This window comes from Vibrio paracholerae (assembly GCF_037672085.1).
Taxonomy (GTDB): domain Bacteria; phylum Pseudomonadota; class Gammaproteobacteria; order Enterobacterales; family Vibrionaceae; genus Vibrio; species Vibrio cholerae.
The window spans coordinates 621,628-641,142 of the sequence record NZ_JBBHLM010000002.1; the positions used below are offsets into that span (position 1 = coordinate 621,628).

At 47.4% G+C, this 19,515-nt stretch carries 17 protein-coding genes; 13 read left to right on the forward strand and 4 right to left on the reverse strand.

Annotation, left to right across the window (positions count from 1 at the left end; translation table 11 throughout):
* The first annotated feature begins 76 nt into the window (after positions 1-76).
* A complete protein-coding gene (locus R4537_RS08170; RefSeq protein WP_000979818.1) occupies positions 77-628 on the forward strand; it encodes a hemerythrin domain-containing protein in 552 nt (183 codons plus the stop codon).
* 143 nt (positions 629-771) lie between these two features.
* Here R4537_RS08170 and R4537_RS08175 read toward each other — a convergent pair whose 3' ends face one another.
* A complete protein-coding gene (locus tag R4537_RS08175) occupies positions 772-951 on the reverse strand; it encodes a DUF3545 family protein (protein WP_000343854.1) in 180 nt (59 codons plus the stop codon).
* 692 nt (positions 952-1,643) lie between these two features.
* Between R4537_RS08175 and R4537_RS08180 the strand changes: the two genes are divergently transcribed.
* From R4537_RS08180 to R4537_RS08200, 5 genes are all read left to right on the forward strand, one after another.
* Complete coding sequence (locus R4537_RS08180) at positions 1,644-3,074, forward strand: alanine/glycine:cation symporter family protein (protein WP_032482678.1); 1,431 nt, start codon at positions 1,644-1,646, stop codon at positions 3,072-3,074.
* 163 nt (positions 3,075-3,237) lie between these two features.
* Positions 3,238-4,011 (forward strand): peroxide stress protein YaaA, encoded by a 774-nt coding sequence (yaaA, locus tag R4537_RS08185; RefSeq protein ID WP_002032846.1) that lies wholly within the window; start codon positions 3,238-3,240, stop codon positions 4,009-4,011.
* 29 nt (positions 4,012-4,040) lie between these two features.
* Entirely contained in the window at positions 4,041-4,181 is a 141-nt protein-coding gene (locus R4537_RS08190; protein WP_001913748.1) for a DUF5363 family protein, read from the forward strand.
* Entirely contained in the window at positions 4,153-4,977 is an 825-nt protein-coding gene (locus R4537_RS08195) for a TatD family hydrolase (protein WP_071179206.1), read from the forward strand. Before R4537_RS08190 ends, R4537_RS08195 begins: the two co-directional genes overlap by 29 nt.
* Positions 4,978-5,163: 186 nt before the next feature.
* Positions 5,164-6,408 (forward strand): NupC/NupG family nucleoside CNT transporter, encoded by a 1,245-nt coding sequence (locus tag R4537_RS08200; protein ID WP_002032843.1) that lies wholly within the window; start codon positions 5,164-5,166, stop codon positions 6,406-6,408.
* 310 nt (positions 6,409-6,718) lie between these two features.
* Here R4537_RS08200 and R4537_RS08205 read toward each other — a convergent pair whose 3' ends face one another.
* Positions 6,719-6,901 carry a hypothetical protein gene (locus R4537_RS08205; protein WP_001911798.1) on the reverse strand — a complete coding sequence of 61 codons (183 nt, stop codon included), beginning with the start codon at positions 6,899-6,901 and terminating at the stop codon, positions 6,719-6,721.
* A 107-nt stretch (positions 6,902-7,008) separates the two neighbouring features.
* Here R4537_RS08205 and deoC point away from each other — a divergent pair, with 107 nt between their 5' ends.
* The 4 genes from deoC (at position 7,009) to deoD (ending at position 11,268) form a co-directional block, all read left to right on the forward strand.
* Positions 7,009-7,788 carry a deoxyribose-phosphate aldolase gene (gene deoC, locus R4537_RS08210; protein WP_071179205.1) on the forward strand — a complete coding sequence of 260 codons (780 nt, stop codon included), beginning with the start codon at positions 7,009-7,011 and terminating at the stop codon, positions 7,786-7,788.
* 87 nt (positions 7,789-7,875) lie between these two features.
* Positions 7,876-9,222: a thymidine phosphorylase gene (deoA, locus tag R4537_RS08215; RefSeq protein WP_071179204.1), complete on the forward strand. Its 1,347-nt coding sequence runs from the start codon at positions 7,876-7,878 to the stop codon at positions 9,220-9,222.
* A 17-nt stretch (positions 9,223-9,239) separates the two neighbouring features.
* Positions 9,240-10,460 (forward strand): phosphopentomutase, encoded by a 1,221-nt coding sequence (locus R4537_RS08220; protein WP_071179203.1) that lies wholly within the window; start codon positions 9,240-9,242, stop codon positions 10,458-10,460.
* Positions 10,461-10,542: 82 nt separating this feature from the next.
* Complete coding sequence (gene deoD, locus R4537_RS08225; RefSeq protein ID WP_000224887.1) at positions 10,543-11,268, forward strand: purine-nucleoside phosphorylase; 726 nt, start codon at positions 10,543-10,545, stop codon at positions 11,266-11,268.
* Between the two features lie 78 nt (positions 11,269-11,346).
* On the opposite strand, the gene R4537_RS08230 is transcribed toward deoD, so the two are convergent.
* Positions 11,347-11,970 (reverse strand): YtjB family periplasmic protein, encoded by a 624-nt coding sequence (locus tag R4537_RS08230; protein WP_002032837.1) that lies wholly within the window; start codon positions 11,968-11,970, stop codon positions 11,347-11,349.
* 102 nt (positions 11,971-12,072) lie between these two features.
* Between R4537_RS08230 and serB the strand changes: the two genes are divergently transcribed.
* Positions 12,073-13,053, forward strand: a complete 981-nt coding sequence (gene serB, locus R4537_RS08235) for a phosphoserine phosphatase (protein WP_071179202.1) — start codon at positions 12,073-12,075, stop codon at positions 13,051-13,053.
* Between the two features lie 204 nt (positions 13,054-13,257).
* On the opposite strand, the gene R4537_RS08240 is transcribed toward serB, so the two are convergent.
* Complete coding sequence (locus R4537_RS08240; protein WP_071179201.1) at positions 13,258-15,597, reverse strand: PilZ domain-containing protein; 2,340 nt, start codon at positions 15,595-15,597, stop codon at positions 13,258-13,260.
* Between the two features lie 130 nt (positions 15,598-15,727).
* On the opposite strand from R4537_RS08240, the gene radA reads away from it, so the two are divergent.
* Positions 15,728-17,104 carry a DNA repair protein RadA gene (gene radA / locus R4537_RS08245; protein ID WP_071179245.1) on the forward strand — a complete coding sequence of 459 codons (1,377 nt, stop codon included), beginning with the start codon at positions 15,728-15,730 and terminating at the stop codon, positions 17,102-17,104.
* A 270-nt stretch (positions 17,105-17,374) separates the two neighbouring features.
* Complete coding sequence (gene fusA, locus R4537_RS08250) at positions 17,375-19,462, forward strand: elongation factor G (protein WP_071179200.1); 2,088 nt, start codon at positions 17,375-17,377, stop codon at positions 19,460-19,462.
* Positions 19,463-19,515 lie beyond the last annotated feature (53 nt).

The following is a 19,515-nucleotide window of genomic DNA, read 5'->3' on the forward strand; positions in this document are numbered from 1 at the left end:
TTTTCGACCAGTTTCAAAGCCGAGATATCAATCCTTATGTACACTTTACCTCAGTACAAGTATGGAGATTGATAAGATGATGATGGAACGAATCCGCCGCGAGCACAGTTATATGGTGCGTCTGTTGTCGATTTTACGCCACAAATTGGATCTGGTGAAAAGCGAGCAGCCGATCAACTACAGCCTTCTGAAAGAAATCGTGGATTATTTAGCAAGCCATTCAGAGAAAGTGCATCACCCGAAAGAGGACATTCTGTACCGCCACTACATGGCACATTACGGCGATGAACAGCAAGTGGCTAATTTGGAGCGTGAACATCAAGAGTTGGCGCAAATTACCCATCAGTTTCTCGATGTCATGGAGATGATTTTAAACGATGCGGTTGTGCCACAAGATGTGTTTATTGAGCAACTGGAGGCCTTTTTACAAGGTCAAAAACAGCATTTAGAGTTGGAAGAACAATCGATTTTGCCATTGATTAATCAAACGTTTGAATTAGAAGATTGGCAGAGCGTTGAGTCGCAATGGCAAAACAACGATGATGATCCGGTATTCGGTGAAACGATCGCTGAGCGATATGCGCTTTTGGCTCGTCGTGTTCGTAAAAGTGAGAGTGAATACACCTAACCAATCAAAGGTATACCATGCAGGATTGCTTCAGTTTCACATGACACTGCGTTGTTTAGAGAAGCTTGCTGTGGATAGCCGTTCTCACTTAAAGTCTTAAAAACAACAAAGGCACGCGAAACGTGCCTTTGTTGCTCAATCCTTTAAATTTTTATGTCGTCAGCGTCGAGACAAACATCCATATCCAACAACTCTTTCTCTAGTCGTTTACGATCTCGAATCGCTTCGATCTCGCGCCACATCCGTTTCACAGGTTTAGAACGGCTAGTACGAATTTTCGAGATTTCCATTTCCAACAGCTCATCAAAGTGCAGTTCGTCCATAAGTCGCCTCATTATTGTTGTCATCATTCCTTGAGTGCTCTCTAAATAGCACACCTTGGCGAAGCGTAACTATGATTTGTTTCTCATTTGTTTCGTTTTAATGAAGCTTTAGTGAGCTTTTGAATGGAATTTCACAGTTTTCACCCTGTGTTATCGATGGAAAACTGAACAATAAATTGAGGCAATCGATTAACTGGACGATTTTTTTGTGTTGCTGAAATGTTGTTTTTTACGTTGCACGGAATTGCGTTGGTTGTTTTTTGTGCGAACAAACAGGAAATATGACACTCTCCTGACAAAATTTACTGGTTCGCACAGGCATGCTGCGATTCCCAAAGCGTGAGATTTCATTAATGCAACAAAGCATTTGTGGTGAATAAATGTACTGATTTGTGTGCTTTTTGTTTGTGTTTTGTTCTTGGTTTGTAATTCAAATGGTTTTATTGATGTTAATAAAGCGTGATTTTAAGGTGAAAAATAACATTTTAATGCAATTTCGTTCATATTGATTTTTGCGGATTGAGGTTGCATTATCCGCCCGTCAAAAAATAGGCTGGGTGCTTTTCGAGGTCTCTTCTGCTCGAGAGTGCCATGACATACACGGCAAAAAGATAATCTCAATACCGTATCCGTGTAACAGAAACTCTTACTCATCGGAGTCAGAGCAGCTCATCACTCTATGCGAGGTTCCTGTGACAGACTTAATTAATTTAATGAATGACCTACTATGGGGTTCCATCTTGGTATACCTATTGGTCGGGGTCGGTATCTACTTCACTTTGCGATTGGGTTTTATCCAATTTCGTCATTTCACCCACACTTTTACCGTCCTCAAAAATAGCCGTAAAGCGGATAACGCTGGCATCTCCTCTTTCCAAGCGTTATGTACCAGCCTTGCTGCGCGTGTCGGTACGGGGAACATGGCGGGGGTTGCGGTTGCTTTAACCGCTGGTGGTCCTGGCGCCATCTTCTGGATGTGGTTGATTGCTATGTTAGGCATGGCGACTTCTTTTGCTGAAAGTACCTTAGCCCAGTTGTATAAAACGCGTGACAAAGATGGCAATTACCGCGGCGGTCCAGCGTATTACATGGAAAAAGGCCTTGGTATGCGTTGGATGGGGGTGTTGTTCTCCATCTTCCTGATCATTGCGTTTGGTTTGGTGTTTAATGCGGTACAAGCCAACTCAATTACCAGTGCGATGAAAACGGCTTTCGGTTTTGAACCCATGCTGATCGGTATTGGTATCGTGTTGCTGACCGCTTTCGTGATTTTTGGTGGTATCCGTAAGATTGCACGTACCGCAGAGCTGATTGTGCCTTTCATGGCGTTTGCTTATCTGGCGATTGCTCTGTTTGTCGTGGTCATGAATTATGAGAAAGTACCAGATGCGATTAGCCTCATTTTCAAAAGTGCCTTCGGTTTACAAGAAGCGGCTGCAGGTGGCCTAGGCTATGCGATTGCACAAGCTATGATCAACGGTGTGAAACGTGGTTTGTTCTCAAACGAAGCGGGCATGGGTTCTGCACCTAACGCTGCGGCTTCTGCAACGCCATATCCACCACACCCAGCTTCACAAGGTTACGTGCAAATGCTTGGTGTGTTTATCGATACGATTGTGATCTGTACCGCGACAGTGGCGATTATCCTCATGTCGGGTGAGTATGTACCGCACGGCGAGTTAACGGGTATTGAGCTGACTCAGCGTGCACTCAGTTCACAAGTAGGGGATTGGGGCGGTATCTTTATTGCGGTTGCGATCTTCTTCTTCGCCTTCACTTCAATTATCGCCAACTATTCTTATGCTGAAACTAACCTGATTTTCCTTGAGCATAATAACAAGAGAGGATTAGTCGTTTTCCGTTTGGTGTTCTTAGCAATGGTGATGTTTGGATCATTGGCGACACTGCCAACAGTGTGGGCGATGGCGGATGTCTCGATGGGCTTGATGGCGATTGTGAACTTAGTGGCTATCCTCTTGCTCTCTGGCATCGTGATTAAACTGGCGAAAGATTACAACCGTCAGTTGGATGCCGGCAAAGTACCGACCTTTGATGCCAATGACTATCCAGAGCTGAAATCTCAGCTTGAAGATGGCATTTGGGATAACAATAAAGCGTCATAGACAGCGCCGATGTCAGAAATTGAAAAAGCCATGCAGACACCGCATGGCTTTTTTTGTACCCTAACTTGCGTAATCTTATAAAAAATCTAATCACTTGGAATAACGGCCAGTGCTGTCGTTTCAAGTCGGTTGGCTACACGCTCAACAAAAGATAGGAATTATTATGCTGATTGTCGTTTCACCTGCGAAAACGCTGGATTATGAATCTCCCGTTTCAACCTCAAACTTTACGCAGCCTGAATTAACCGCGCATTCGGCAGAGTTAATTCAAGTCTGTCGTACTTTGTCATCACAGGATGTTTCTGAGCTGATGAGCGTCAGCGATAAAATTGCCGGACTCAATGTGGCTCGATTTGCGCAGTGGAGTGAAACCTTCACTCTCGATAACGCACGACAGGCGATTTTCGCTTTCAAAGGTGATGTATACACTGGGCTGGAAGCGGAAACACTCTCTTCACAAGATTTGGATTTTGCCCAGCAACATCTGCGTATGCTCTCTGGCTTGTATGGCGTGTTGCGCCCGCTGGATTTGATGCAGCCTTATCGTCTAGAAATGGGCACAAAATTAGCCAACGCGCGTGGTGCGAATCTGTATCAGTTTTGGGGGGACATTATTACGGAGAAGCTCAATCAAGCGATTGAAGCACAAGGTGATAATGTACTGGTAAACCTTGCCTCTAATGAGTATTTCAAAGCGGTCAATCCGAAGCGATTGAACGCGCAAATTGTGACGCCAATCTTTAAAGATGCCAAAAACGGCCAATATAAAATCATCAGCTTCTTTGCGAAGAAAGCACGCGGCATGATGGCTCGCTACATCATTGAAAATCGAATTAAATCGGTAAAGGATTTAGAAGGTTTTAACACTGCGGGCTACTATTTTGTGGCAAGTGAATCAACACCCACCGAGTTGGTGTTTAAGCGCGAAGAGCAATAACCTCCAAGGTTCAAAATAAGGAACACATGATGTGGCTATGGTTAAAACGTTGGATTGCGAAATACGATGCTTGGTGCCAAAGTATGGGGTTAACGCCGGGGCAAAAGCGCAGTTGTGTTCCTTATCGAAAAGATCCGGCCAATGAACGAGACGATTCCACCTCCGCTTGAATGGGCGTTGTTTGACACCCATTGCCACTTTGATTTTCCTCCGTTTACTGCCACCCCTGAGCTTGAGTTGCAAAAAGCGGCGCAGCATGGGGTTAGGCGGCTCGTTGTGCCATCGATTGGGCCGCAAGATTGGCAGACCGTGACTGAGCTTGCGCAGCGCTTTCCCTCTACCATTTACTATGCGTTGGGATTTCATCCGCTCTATTTAGATGCCTCTTCACCGACCCATTTACCTGCGTTAGAAAAGGCTCTAATGCAGGCAGAACAGGCTTGTGTAGCCGTTGGGGAGTGCGGTTTAGATGGCATGATAGACGTCGATGTGGTGCTACAAGAGCAGATGCTAATCGCCCAACTCTCTATGGCTTCACAGGCAAAACTGCCCGTGATTTTGCATAGCCGACGTACTCACAATCGATTGTTACAGTTATTGAAACTGCAGCGTTTTCAACAAGGTGGTGTGCTGCATGCTTTTTCTGGCAGTGTGCAAGAAGCGCAACAGTTTGTAGACCTAGGGTTTAAGATTGGTGTGGGAGGCGTCATCACTTACCCAAGAGCCAACAAAACACGTCAAGCGATTGCGGCATTAGCACCCGAGCACTTAGTCTTGGAGACCGACGCTCCTGATATGCCACTCAACGGATTTCAAGGCCAAGCTAACCATCCCGCTCAATTACCCAAGGTTTTAGAAACACTCGCCGAGCTAAAAGGGGTTTCGGAGCAATTTCTCGCACCAATCCTCTGGCAAAACAGCCAAATTCTGTTTGGCTTGTGTGAACAAAACCGAAACAAGATGTAGCGTTAATGACGCATCTGTCACTAAAAGTTGAGTGCTGTCACAGATATTGGTGAACGCGTGATGAATCTTATCCGAAAGTGTGAATCCTGCATTACTTTCTCTCTGTGCCCGTGAGTATAATTGCCCCCGCTTAATCGCTCCATTTTGTAACACGCCAACATTAAACTAATAAGGAAGTCATAAACTATGAGCCTGTTTATGAGCCTCATCGGCATGGCAGTTCTGCTAGGAATCGCAGTTCTACTGTCAAGTAACCGTAAAGCTATCAATCTAAGAACTGTGGGTGGCGCTTTTGCTATCCAATTTTCACTGGGTGCATTTATTCTGTATGTGCCTTGGGGCCAAGAGCTACTTCGTGGCTTTTCGGATGCCGTATCGAATGTTATTAACTATGGTAATGACGGTACAGGTTTCCTATTTGGTAACCTAGTTAACTTCTCTGTTGACGGTCTTGGTTTTATCTTTGCTTTTAAAGTGCTACCAACACTGATCTTCTTCTCAGCACTGATTTCTGTACTGTACTACTTGGGTGTTATGCAATGGGTTATCCGCATTCTTGGCGGTGGTCTGCAAAAGGCACTGGGTACATCACGCGCTGAATCTATGTCTGCTGCTGCAAACATTTTCGTGGGTCAAACTGAAGCACCATTAGTCGTTCGTCCATTCGTTCCAAAAATGACTCAATCTGAGCTGTTTGCGGTAATGTGTGGTGGTCTGGCTTCTATCGCAGGTGGTGTACTTGCAGGTTACGCTTCAATGGGCGTTAAGATCGAATACTTGGTCGCTGCGTCATTCATGGCGGCACCGGGTGGTCTACTGTTCGCAAAACTGATGATGCCTGAAACTGAAAAAGCACAAGACCATGAAGACATTGCTCTTGATGGTGGTGATGACAAACCGGCTAACGTTATCGATGCGGCTGCTGGCGGTGCTTCTGCAGGTCTGCAACTTGCTCTGAACGTAGGTGCAATGTTGATTGCCTTTATCGGTTTGATTGCTCTGATCAACGGTATGTTGGGTGGCATCGGTGGTTGGTTCGGTATGCCTGAACTGAAACTGGAAATGCTACTGGGCTGGTTGTTTGCACCTCTGGCTTTCCTGATCGGTGTTCCTTGGAATGAAGCAACTGTTGCGGGTGAGTTCATCGGTCTAAAAACCGTTGCCAACGAATTCGTTGCTTACTCTCAGTTTGCGCCTTACCTGACTGAAGCGGCACCAGTGGTTCTGTCTGAGAAGACCAAAGCGATCATCTCTTTCGCTCTGTGTGGTTTTGCGAACCTTTCTTCTATCGCAATTCTGCTTGGTGGTTTGGGTAGCTTGGCACCTAAGCGTCGTGGCGACATCGCTCGTATGGGTGTCAAAGCGGTTATCGCAGGTACTCTATCTAACCTGATGGCAGCGACCATCGCTGGCTTCTTCCTCTCTTTCTAATTCATAGAGACAGAGTTTTATAGACGCCGTTTAAATTCACCCCGTAGCAAGTGATTGCTGCGGGGTGTTTTGCTTTTAGGTGCCCCGAGTTTTAGGGGGAGGCCTAGGGGGAATGTTGTAATGGATTGCAGAGCTGAAGCCTTGTGTGGTAAGGGATTGCCCTTTAAATTTCAGCTGTTTTTTGAGATACAAACCGTTTGCGCTTCGCGCAGCACTACCGTTTTGCGACAAATATCTATACTGTAGCCATGGATAAAAAACGAGTGGATTGAATACGGAATACACCACGCGTTTGACCGTGAGCTTAGGCTCAGGTGGCGGGCTTATCTAATGGAATATGGATGAGTTTTCGCTGGCTCTCAGCATGACTAAGAGTATGATGAGCGCCGGAGGCAATCGCCTTGCCTGTATGCAGTAAAATACCGCAAACGCAGATTGTTGTGCCATTAACCAAACTGGTACTGTGCGGTGACAAGGATAGCAATTGGTGCATGAGCACCGAGTCTTCAAGGAACCAAGTCCGTTCATTTGTGGCTGCTCAGCAGAAAATAGCACTCTGCTGGGGAGTGAACTAGATGACTATATTGATCGGAGATAGAAATGAGCGAATTAAAAGTAGCAGCTCTACGTGCACTGAAACTGATGGATCTCACCACGTTGAATGACAACGATACGGATGCCAAAGTGATCCAACTTTGTCATGACGCGAAAAGTCCAGTCGGCAATACGGCTGCCATCTGTATTTATCCTCGCTTTATTCCTATTGCTAAGAAGACACTTTGCGAGCAAGGAACCCCTGAAATCCGTATTGCTACGGTAACCAATTTCCCTCACGGTAATGACGATATTGAAATCGCCGTTGCTGAAACGAAAGCCGCTGTTGCTTACGGTGCTGATGAAGTGGATGTGGTATTCCCATATCGCGCTCTGATCGCAGGCAACGAGCAAGTGGGTTTTGAACTGGTGAAACAGTGTAAAGCGGCTTGTGGCGACAAAGTGCTACTGAAAGTGATCATCGAAACCGGTGAGCTGAAAGAAGAAGCGCTGATCAAAAAAGCCTCTCAAATCTGTATTGAAGCAGGCGCAGATTTCATTAAAACCTCAACCGGCAAAGTGCCAGTGAATGCGACACCAGAATATGCGCGCATGATGCTGGAAGTGATCCGTGATATGGGCGTAGCCAAAACCGTCGGTTTCAAACCCGCCGGTGGTGTTCGTACCGCAGAAGATGCGCAGCAATATCTGGCTATGGCCGATGAGATCCTTGGTGGCGATTGGGCGGACAGCCGTCACTACCGTTTCGGCGCTTCAAGCCTACTGACCAACCTTCTGAATACATTAGAAGTGACAGACCAAAAGGCAGATCCTGCCGCTTACTAATATCCATTGTGTCTGAGAGCAGCGCGAGGCTTCGCGCTGCTTAACCTCTTTACACTACGCAGTTTCTTTGGGAACTGGGAGGCAGCTATGTCTTTATCTCAAGCAAAGTATTTACCTCAAGAAATTATCCGCAGAAAGCGTGATGGTGAAGTTCTCACCAACGATGAAATCAACTTCTTCATTCAAGGTGTAGCGAATAACACCGTCTCTGAAGGGCAAATTGCCGCGTTTGCGATGGCGATTTTTTTCCGTGAAATGACCATGCCTGAGCGTATTGCACTGACGTGTGCGATGCGCGATTCCGGTATGGTGATTGATTGGAGCCACATGAATTTTGATGGTCCGATTGTGGATAAACACTCCACGGGCGGTGTGGGTGATGTGACCTCACTGATGCTTGGCCCTATGGTGGCAGCCTGTGGCGGTTATGTGCCGATGATTTCTGGCCGCGGCCTTGGTCACACCGGTGGTACGCTCGACAAACTTGAAGCAATCCCTGGCTATAACATCACCCCAACCAATGACGTATTTGGCAAAGTGACCAAACAAGCAGGCGTGGCGATCATCGGTCAAACTGGTGATCTGGCTCCGGCGGATAAGCGTGTGTACGCAACGCGTGATATTACCGCGACGGTGGATAACATCTCGCTGATCACCGCTTCAATTCTTTCTAAGAAACTGGCGGCTGGCCTTGAATCGCTCGTGATGGATGTGAAAGTTGGCTCTGGTGCTTTCATGCCAACTTACGAAGCGTCTGAAGAGCTCGCCAAATCGATCGTGGCAGTGGCCAACGGCGCAGGCACCAATACCACGGCGATTTTAACCGATATGAACCAAGTGCTGGCGTCCTCTGCGGGTAACGCGGTGGAAGTGCGTGAAGCAGTACGTTTCCTCACTGGCGAATACCGCAATCCGCGTCTGCTGGAAGTCACCATGGCGTCGTGTGCAGAAATGCTGGTACTTGGCAAGTTAGCCCAAGATACCGCGCAAGCGCGTGAGAAACTGCAAGCGGTGCTGGATAACGGCCAAGCTGCCGAGCGTTTTGGCAAAATGGTCGCAGGCCTCGGTGGCCCAAGCGATTTTGTTGAAAACTACGACAAGTATCTTGCGAAAGCCGAAATTGTTCGCCCAGTTTACGCTCAGCAATCTGGCGTTATTTCTGCGATGGATACCCGTGCCATCGGTATGGCGGTGGTCGGCATGGGCGGTGGCCGCCGCGTGGCGACCGATCGCATCGATTACGCTGTCGGCTTTGATCAGTTTATCCGTCTGGGTGAAATCGCCGACAGCAACAAACCTTTAGCAATGATTCATGCCCGCAATGAAGAGCAGTGGCAACAAGCTGCCAATGCACTACAAAGTGCGATTAAAGTGGGCGGATATTACCTACCAACACCGGATGTCTACCGTCAAATTCGAGCACAAGACGTGTAAGTTCGGGGGAGTGAGCAATGAAAAGAGCATTTATTTTAGTTTTAGACTCGTTTGGCATTGGCGCAACAGCGGATGCACAAGCCTTTGGTGATGTTGGTTCTGATACCTTAGGCCACATTGCAGATCAATGTGCGCAAGGTTTGGCGGATAACGCAGAGCGTAAAGGCGCATTGCAACTGCCGAATCTTTCTAAGCTGGGTTTGGCGATGGCGCATAAAGAGTCGACGGGACGTTTTGCACCGGGGCTGGATGAGCGTGCGGATATCATCGGCGCTTATGCCCATGCCGCAGAGCTGTCATCAGGCAAAGATACTCCGTCAGGCCACTGGGAAATTGCTGGTGTACCAGTGCTGTTTGAATGGGGCTATTTTAGCGATAAGCAAAATAGCTTCCCGCAAGAGCTGACCGATCGTATTTTAGCGCGTGCGGGTCTGGACGGATTTTTAGGCAACTGCCACGCCTCGGGCACTCAAGTGCTGGATGACTTGGGCGAAGAGCATATGCGCACGGGCAAGCCGATTTTCTACACTTCGGCAGATTCCGTATTCCAAATTGCCTGCCATGAAGAGACATTTGGTTTAGATCGTCTGCTGGAGCTGTGCCAAATCGCTCGTGAAGAGCTGGCGGATTACAACATCGGTCGCGTCATTGCGCGTCCATTCGTTGGCCCGGGCAAAGGACAATTTGCTCGTACCGGTAATCGCCGTGACTTGTCGGTTGAGCCACCTTCAGCCACAGTGTTGCAAAAGTTGGTGCAAGAGAAGCAAGGCCGAGTGGTCTCTATCGGTAAAATTGCCGATATCTACGCGTACTGCGGCATTACCGACAAAGTCAAAGCGACGGGCATTCCAGATCTGTTTGAAGCGACTTTAGAGCAGATTAAACAAGCCGGTGATAACACCATCGTATTCACTAACTTTGTGGATTTTGACTCGGCTTATGGTCACCGCCGTGATGTCGCAGGTTATGCGGCGGCATTGGAGTATTTCGATAAGCGTTTACCTGAAGTTCTAGCGCTGATGCAGGAAGATGACATTCTGATTTTAACTGCCGATCACGGATGTGACCCAACATGGCCGGGCACTGACCATACTCGTGAACACATTCCGGTACTGGTTTATGGCAAGAAAGTGGCTCCGGGTTCATTAGGTCGTCGTGACACTTTTGCTGATATCGGGCAAACTCTGGCAAGCTACTTTGGCACTTCGCCAATGGATTACGGTAAGAACTTTTTATAATACGCATACCCTAAGGCTAGTTTCAGTCTTAGGGTTTTGTTGAATGATGGCGATTGAGCCAACAAACCAAAGGAACGAAAACATGGCAACTCCACATATTAATGCGCAAATGGGTGATTTCGCTGACGTTGTACTGATGCCGGGTGATCCGCTGCGCGCGAAATACATCGCAGAAAACTTCCTCGATAACGCAGTTCAAGTATGTGATGTGCGCAATATGTTCGGCTACACAGGCACTTACAAAGGCCGCAAGATCTCTGTGATGGGGCATGGTATGGGTATCCCATCTTGCTCAATCTATGTGACCGAGCTTATCAAAGATTACGGCGTGAAAAAGATCATCCGCGTCGGTAGCTGTGGTGCAGTGAACGAAGGCATCAAAGTGCGTGATGTGGTGATCGGCATGGGCGCGTGTACTGACTCTAAAGTGAACCGTATTCGCTTCAAAGATCATGATTTTGCTGCGATTGCGGACTACAAAATGGTAAAAGCTGCAGAAGAAGCAGCCAAAGCACGTGGTATTGACGTGAAAGTTGGCAACCTGTTCTCTGCAGAACTGTTCTACACGCCAGATCCTTCCATGTTCGATGTGATGGATAAATACGGCATCGTTGGCGTAGAAATGGAAGCGGCAGGCATTTACGGTGTAGCGGCGGAATACGGCGCGAAAGCACTGGCGATCTGTACTGTGTCTGACCACATCAAAACCGGTGAGCAAACCACCTCAGAAGAGCGTCAAAACACCTTCAATGAGATGATTGAAATCGCACTGGACTCTGTACTGATTGGCGACCAAGCGGGTTATTAATCTCGCTATTTTTTGTCCCTGATACAAAAAACCTCAGTCAGTACTGAGGTTTTTTTTACTACGCAATTATTATCTCGCTTACTCATTCAAAGGCTGTTCGGCTTGCTTGAGCAGTAAGTTCTCACCTGTTGGCTTTTTCGGTCTGCGTCGTAGTAACAGCGTGAGTAGCACACCGCTAACAAAACTCATCAACAGCATCCAATACATGTTGTGATCGCTCTTACGGTAGTGGTGGTCTGAAATCGCTGTCACTTTACCGGTTTCAAAAGTAATCCGTACAAAACCAATTAAACTGCCATCGTGAACTACGGGTTCAACTAATTGTTGGCGGCCAATGCTGGCAGTATGCAGAGGCGTATCTAAACCCAGCACTTCACGCACGCTGAGTGCTGAATCACTCGCGGCCAGCAATACGCCTTCAGAATCATAAATCGAGGCATCAAATACCAGGCGCTCGGTCGCGAGTTGGTTAGTAAGTGTTAACAAACGTTCCTGATCTTGATCGGCAATCATGTTGCCTGCCGACATCGCCGCTTGAGTAATCAGGACTTTGGTTAAGGTTTCTAGCTGGTTTGCTTGAATACGTTCATTGCCTTTACTGATCACAACGCTGTTTTGGATGGTGATAAAAAACATGACTGCGACAGCGAACATCGTTGCCACGCGCACAACGACTCGGAATGAAAAAAGTGAACCATCCATGTTGAAATAACCTTGTAAAAAACCAACTGCGCTCATATTGAGACTTGCGTTTTTAAATTGCAATAGGGTAACGTCTGGCTATACCGAATAAGGAAAGTGGACATGGATGCTTTAACAACTTTACCGATTAAAAAACACACAACGCAGCTCAATCGTTTTCCTGAAACGCGTTTTGTCACCCAATTAGCGAAAAAACGAGCCAGTTGGATTGTGTTTGGATCCTATCTAACCCCAGCTCAATTTGAAGATATGGATTTCTTTACCAATCGCTTCAATGCCATTTTAGATATGTGGAAAGTGGGACGTTATGAAGTCGCATTGATGGACGGTGAGCTGACGTCTGAGCATGAAACCATTCTTAATGCGTTAGAACTCGATTACGCGCGGATTCAGGATGTGCCCGATCTCACCAAGCCGGGGTTAATTGTGCTGGATATGGACTCGACCGCAATCCAGATCGAATGCATTGATGAAATTGCTAAGCTTGCGGGAGTCGGAGACGAGGTTGCTGAAGTCACTGAGCGCGCGATGCAAGGTGAGCTGGATTTTGAGCAGAGTTTACGTTTGCGAGTCAGTAAACTTAAAGATGCTCCGGAGCAGATCCTAAGCCAAGTACGTGAAACCCTGCCGTTAATGCCTGAATTACCGGAGCTGGTGGCGACGCTGCATGCCTTTGGTTGGAAAGTTGCGATCGCCTCGGGCGGCTTTACCTACTTCTCTGATTATCTCAAAGAGCAGTTGTCGCTAGACTATGCACAGTCCAACACTCTAGAAATTGTGAACGGCAAACTGACCGGACAGGTGCTGGGAGAGGTAGTCTCCGCGCAAACCAAAGCGGATATTTTGCTGACGCTTACTCAGCAATACGATGTGGAGATTCATAACACGGTAGCGGTTGGCGATGGCGCAAATGATTTGGTGATGATGGCGGCCGCAGGGCTTGGGGTGGCATACCATGCCAAACCTAAGGTTGAAGCCAAGGCGCAAACGGCGGTGCGTTTTGCAGGATTAGGTGGAGTCGTGTGTATCCTTTCTGCCGCACTGGTCGTTCAGCAAAAACTGAGTTGGAAAAGTAAGCCTTAGCTCGCGCTTAGAACTTAGATTAATCAAATAAGCCACGTTCAGTGACGTGGCTTATGTTTGGAAGAGATATACCCTTCCTACTTGAAGCTGCAGGAGTGTTGGCTACGTTCGTTCACCCCAATCACATAGTCTGTCTATGCTCATGGGGATTCACTCACTTGCCGCCTACCTGCAACTCCAAGTGGTTTGGGTATAACGCTAGTCTCAGGTCAACTCAAGTCGGATCAACACTTCCTCAGTAATATCGACCAATTCACCATAGCCGACTTGCGCCAGCATCTCCTTTTCTAAACTTTTGGCGTGGTGTGGGCTGATCTCCGCCAGCTCGGTTAAATCGCTGCGTAGCAAATTCGTGATCGGTGCAAACACCGGAACACCACTCACCCGGAGTGCGTAGAATTCGCCCATTGCTTGCCCTTGGCGGATAAAACGGATGCGTTCACGAGTATCGGTAAAGTCACTCAACAAACGTGATTCCACGGATTGAATGCGAGTTCCGTATTTCACTGCACTCAAATACACCTCATGGTATTGCGGTACCGCGCCTTCAATTCGTTTCATTGGCGTTGCGAGTAACGAGTTGGTATGTCCCTTAAATATTGGTTGCAGAGTAATTCGATTCTCACTTCCCAATTTGGCCAACAGTGCCAGATGTGGTGGGAGTGGGTAGTTCACCCCAATCACTTTGGGTTTGAGATTACTCCCGACCTTTTCAACAAAAAACGGCGTACTCACCATCTTATCGAGCAGAATATTATGCAAACTTTCGAGTAGGGCGTTGCTCGGTAGTATTTCTTCTTTAATTAGTAGCTTGTCTTGGTTGTGTTCAATGATGCCATTAAAGAAGGTAATGGTTTTGAGGGTTTGTAAATTCTCCTCGATCACCAGTTGTAAACGGCGTCCCTCTGGGCCGATACGCACCACTTTGTAAGGGGCATTATCTAGGGGAAGGTTTTTGTCGTACAGCTTGAGCTCAAGGTAATCAACCCAGACTTGATCGTTAGCTTTGACATCCAGTGGCGCATCTAATAGCAAACTTAGACCACGTTTAGAGATATCAACCGTTGCTCCCGTGACCTTGAGTGCATCTATGCTCACTTGTACTGGTGTTCTAAACCGATAACGCGGCTCCTTGCGCCGTGAGCGCGCATCAAAATAGATGCCCATTGGTGTACCGACGACTTGACGCGGGTGGCGGAAATCATTCAGTGCGCTGCTCGGTAAATTGGGTTTATCTACCAGCAAATAGTCATGTGCCGCTTCAATATCACTGATTTCTTGCAATACGCCACAATGAGTCAGCGAGCTGGATTGGTTAGCCAATTCACGAGAGTGTCCAGCAAGCGTTTGTCGCTCTTCTTCGGAGAGTTCAAACACAAACAGTCGAAACGCTTTCCAGCTATCGCGTTTAGCGCCAATATGCCAAAACAGTTTGCGCTGCTCTTGGGTCGCCTCTGGCATCAGCATAGAGAAAAACAAAGTCTTGTGTTGGTGCTCATGTTTAAAGGCGTACAACACATTATTGCTGCCCCGAACGCCCGGAGCGGTTAAGTGCGTCATGCGTTCTGGTTTGAATAAGGTGCCAAGCGCTTGTTGGTTACGCTCATCGTGCCAATATTGCCAAATGGGGCGGTTGTTCTCGGTGAGTAACGCTAGCTTGAGTTCATTGCCACTAAAAAACAGCGGTAGATTACAGGTGTGTTTGAGGTACATGTGCTCATAGCCACGAGTACGCGCACGGATAATCTTATCTTGGTTGTCGTGGCGTGCTTTTTGCGTATTGGTCTGAATCGCTTCCTCGATGACTTTTTCAATCACATCAGTGTCACTGAGTTTCAATACCCGCAGAAATTTAATCGCATCGCTGTCATAGGACTCATCGACGCCGAGAATCCGGTAATCGATACTTTTATGCAGTCCCACCACGTTTGAGGTTTTATTTAAGTCAGAAAAATAGACTTGAATCACCTCGCCCAACTTGTAGTCAAATGCTGCTGGCACTTTTAATTTGGCCCCAGAAGGGGAGAGGTCAACACTCAGACCGTGTACTAATTGCTCGTTCTTCAGATGGATTTCGATCTGGCTGGAGATTTTTAAGCGGTTTTCTTGGCGTTTGAGGTCGTATCCGAGCTTGACCGGCTCAACTTCAAAACTCGTATCTTTCGGCTGATCTGTTTTCGGATCGAGTTTGCCTTGTTGCTTCATGACTCGGAAATTATTGCGCGTGTTATTGACCGCTTCCCACACCCCTTCGGTATAAGCCCCAAATTTCTTGAGACATTTTTGGTAAGAGTTGAACGCCACATCATCAAGCCAGTGTTGGCGGCCATCAAAATGGTATTCCCGACATTCTCCTTGAACCTTGCCACGTAAATCAATGCTTTTTGTGCAAGGTGCCATTAGGCGGTTTAGTTCCATTTTGACCAACAATTTGGCCGAAGGCGGGTGCCCTTCGGTCATTTGCGACAAAAGGTAGTCAAGGTCACCGGAACGGTAAACGGGGATAAGCCTTTCAACCAGAGAGAGAATTTCGGTCTGCTGCATACTTTTCTGTTAAAGTGTCTTCCATTCTGATGCATCGGCATCAACATACTAATCTTTAGCGATATGTTGCAGCCGTTCCACTTTTTCTTAAAGTATTACGCCTGATAAGTGAGAGCAAGTTCGAGGATTGATTGTGAAAGCTAAGCGCGCCTATGTATGTAATGAATGTGGAGCGGATTTTCCGCGTTGGCAAGGACAGTGTAATGCCTGTGGTTCGTGGAATTCGATTTCAGAAGTTCGTTTAGCGGCTTCACCGCAAGTGGCGCGCAATGAACGGTTGGTCGGTTATGCGGGAGCCGTTGAAGCGAAAGTACAAACTTTGGCTGATATTGATTTACAAGAAGTGCCTCGCTTCACCAGTGGCTTTAAAGAACTAGATCGCGTACTCGGCGGTGGAATTGTGCCGGGGGCGGCGATTTTGATTGGTGGTAATCCGGGCGCGGGTAAATCGACCTTACTACTGCAAACCATGTGTTTACTTTCCGGACAGATGCCGACGTTGTATGTGACGGGCGAAGAATCGTTGCAGCAGGTCGCGATGCGTGCTTCACGGCTTGGTTTGCCGAAACAGCATCTAAAAATGCTCTCAGAAACCAATGTGGATCGGATTTGCCAGATTGCTGAGCAAGAAAAGCCGCGCATTATGGTCATCGATTCGATTCAAGTGATGCATGTGGCGGATGTGCAATCGTCGCCGGGGAGTGTCGCGCAAGTGCGTGAATCGGCCACGGCGCTCACGCGTTATGCCAAACAAAATAATGTGGCGGTATTTATTGTCGGCCACGTAACCAAAGATGGTACGTTGGCGGGACCTAAAGTTCTTGAACACATCATCGATTGCTCGATTCTGCTTGATGGTGATACCGACAGCCGTTTTCGTACACTTCGTAGTCATAAAAACCGTTTTGGTGCGGTCAATGAACTCGGTGTGTTTGCGATGACCGGACAAGGGATGCGTGAGGTGAGTAATCCATCGGCGATTTTCCTTTCTCGTGGAGAAGAAGCGACATCTGGTAGCTCAGTGATGGTGGTGTGGGAAGGAACTCGCCCACTCTTAGTCGAGATTCAAGCGTTGGTCGATTACTCACAACTCGCTAACCCAAGACGCGTTGCGGTTGGCTTAGAACAAAACCGTCTCTCTTTATTACTGGCCGTGCTACATAAACATGGCGGTTTGCAAATGGCAGATCAAGACGTGTTTGTCAACGTAGTGGGTGGTGTGAGAGTGACGGAGACCAGTGCAGATTTAGCGCTACTTATGGCGTTATTGTCGAGTTTTCGTGATCGTCCGCTGCCAAAAGATGTCGTGGTTTTTGGTGAAGTCGGATTGGCCGGAGAAATTCGTCCCGTACCCAGTGGTCAAGAGCGCCTTAACGAAGCCTTCAAACATGGTTTTAAGAAAGCGATTGTGCCGATTGCCAATATGCCGAAAGGTGGTATTGAAGGTATGCAGATCCACGGTGTGAAAAAGCTTTCTGATGCGATCGCGGCTTTTGATGAGCTGTAATGGGTGGTTGGTTTTGAACACGAATGCCACCAAAAAGCGCAGCGTAAAAATATCATGGTTGCGCCTCGCGAGCCGTTTGAGGATCACCTATAGTTTCTCAGCGATAGGCACTCGCTCATCCCCTTGGCTACTTGAAACTGCTGCCGTGTCGGCTGCAACGCTAAGTCGCTAGGGCATATTTTTTTTCAGCAAGCGCATGCAGGGGTATCAGTCTTGACAGATTGTGATATACTCTGCGCGCACTTTATACCTTATTAACAGAGTAAGACAATGGCAGATTTATCATTATACAGAAACATTGGTATCTTCGCGCACGTTGACGCGGGTAAGACCACTACCACTGAGCGTATCCTGAAGCTGACTGGTAAAATCCACCGTCTAGGCGAAGTACATGACGGCGCTTCAACGATGGACTTCATGGAACAAGAAGCTGAGCGTGGTATCACTATCCAGTCTGCTGCGACTACCTGTTTCTGGAAAGGTCACCGTTTTAACGTAATCGACACCCCGGGACACGTTGACTTCACCGTTGAAGTATACCGTTCTCTGAAAGTTCTTGACGGTGGTATCGGTGTATTCTGTGGTTCTGGCGGTGTTGAACCTCAGTCAGAAACTAACTGGCGTTACGCGAACGAATCAGAAGTATCTCGTCTGATTTTCGTTAACAAACTAGACCGTATGGGTGCTGACTTCTTCCGCGTAGTTGAGCAAGTGAAGAAAGTTCTTGGCGCAAACCCACTGGTTATGACTCTACCTATCGGTCGCGAAGATGAATTCGTTGGTGTAGTTGATGTACTAACTCGCCAAGCGTTCGTATGGGATGACTCTGGTATTCCAGAAAACTTCGAAATCAAAGAAGTTCCAGCAGACATGGTTGATCAGGTAGAAGAATACCGTGAAATGATGATCGAAACTGCTGTTGAGCAAGATGACGAGCTGATGATGTCTTACATGGAAGGCGAAGAGCCAACTGTTGAGCAAATCAAAGCATGTATCCGTAAAGGTACACGTGATCTAGCGTTCTTCCCAACTTTCTGTGGTTCTGCGTTTAAAAACAAAGGCATGCAGCTAGTTCTGGATGCAGTTGTTGACTACCTGCCTTCTCCAACTGAAGTTGATCCACAGCCACTGACTGATCCAGCAACGGGTGAGCCTACTGGTGAAGTAGCAACAGTATCTGTTGATGCGCCACTAAAAGCGCTAGCGTTCAAGATCATGGATGACCGTTTTGGTGCCCTGACCTTCGTTCGTATCTACTCAGGTAAGATTAAGAAGGGTGATACCATTCTTAACAGCGCAACAGGTAAAACTGAGCGTATCGGCCGTATGGTGGAAATGCACGCAAACGACCGTAACGAAGTTGAATCTGCACAAGCAGGTGACATCATCGCGATCGTTGGTATGAAGAACGTTCAAACAGGTCACACTCTATGTGATCCTAAGCACGAATGTACTCTTGAGCCAATGATTTTCCCAACACCAGTTATCTCTATCGCTGTTAAGCCTAAAGATAAGAACGGTTCTGAGAAAATGGGTATCGCGATTGGTAAGATGGTTGCTGAAGATCCATCATTCCAAGTTGAGACTGACGAAGATTCTGGCGAAACCATCCTGAAAGGTATGGGTGAGCTGCACTTAGACATCAAAGTAGACATTCTTAAGCGTACTTACGGCGTTGAGCTGGAAGTGGGTGCTCCTCAAGTTGCTTACCGTGAAACTATCACTAAAGCAGTTGAAGATAGCTACACGCATAAGAAACAGTCTGGTGGTTCAGGTCAGTTCGGTAAGATCGACTACCGTATCCGCCCTGGAGAGCAAAACTCTGGTTTCACCTTCAAGTCAACTGTCGTTGGTGGTAACGTTCCTAAGGAATTCTGGCCAGCAGTTGAGAAAGGCTTCAAGTCTATGATGGATACCGGTACTCTTGCTGGCTTCCCAGTACTTGACGTTGAAGTTGAACTGTTCGACGGTGGCTTCCACGCAGTTGACTCATCTGCAATCGCATTTGAAATCGCAGCGAAAGGCGCATTCCGTCAGTCAATTCCAAAAGCGGCTCCTCAGCTTCTTGAACCAATCATGAAAGTGGATGTGTTCACTCCTGAAGATCACGTTGGTGACGTTATCGGTGACTTGAACCGTCGTCGTGGCATGATCAAAGACCAAGAAATGGGTATGACTGGCGTTCGTGTTAAAGCTGACGTACCACTATCTGAGATGTTTGGTTACATCGGTACTCTACGTACAATGACTTCTGGTCGTGGTCAGTTCTCTATGGAGTTCTCTCACTACTCAGCATGTCCAAACAACGTAGCTGAGCAAGTTATTGCTGAAGTTAAAGAGCGTAACGCGAAGAAGTAATTCTTTGTTTTAAAGCTTAAAAAGCCCCGTAAGTGAAAGCTTACGGGGCTTTT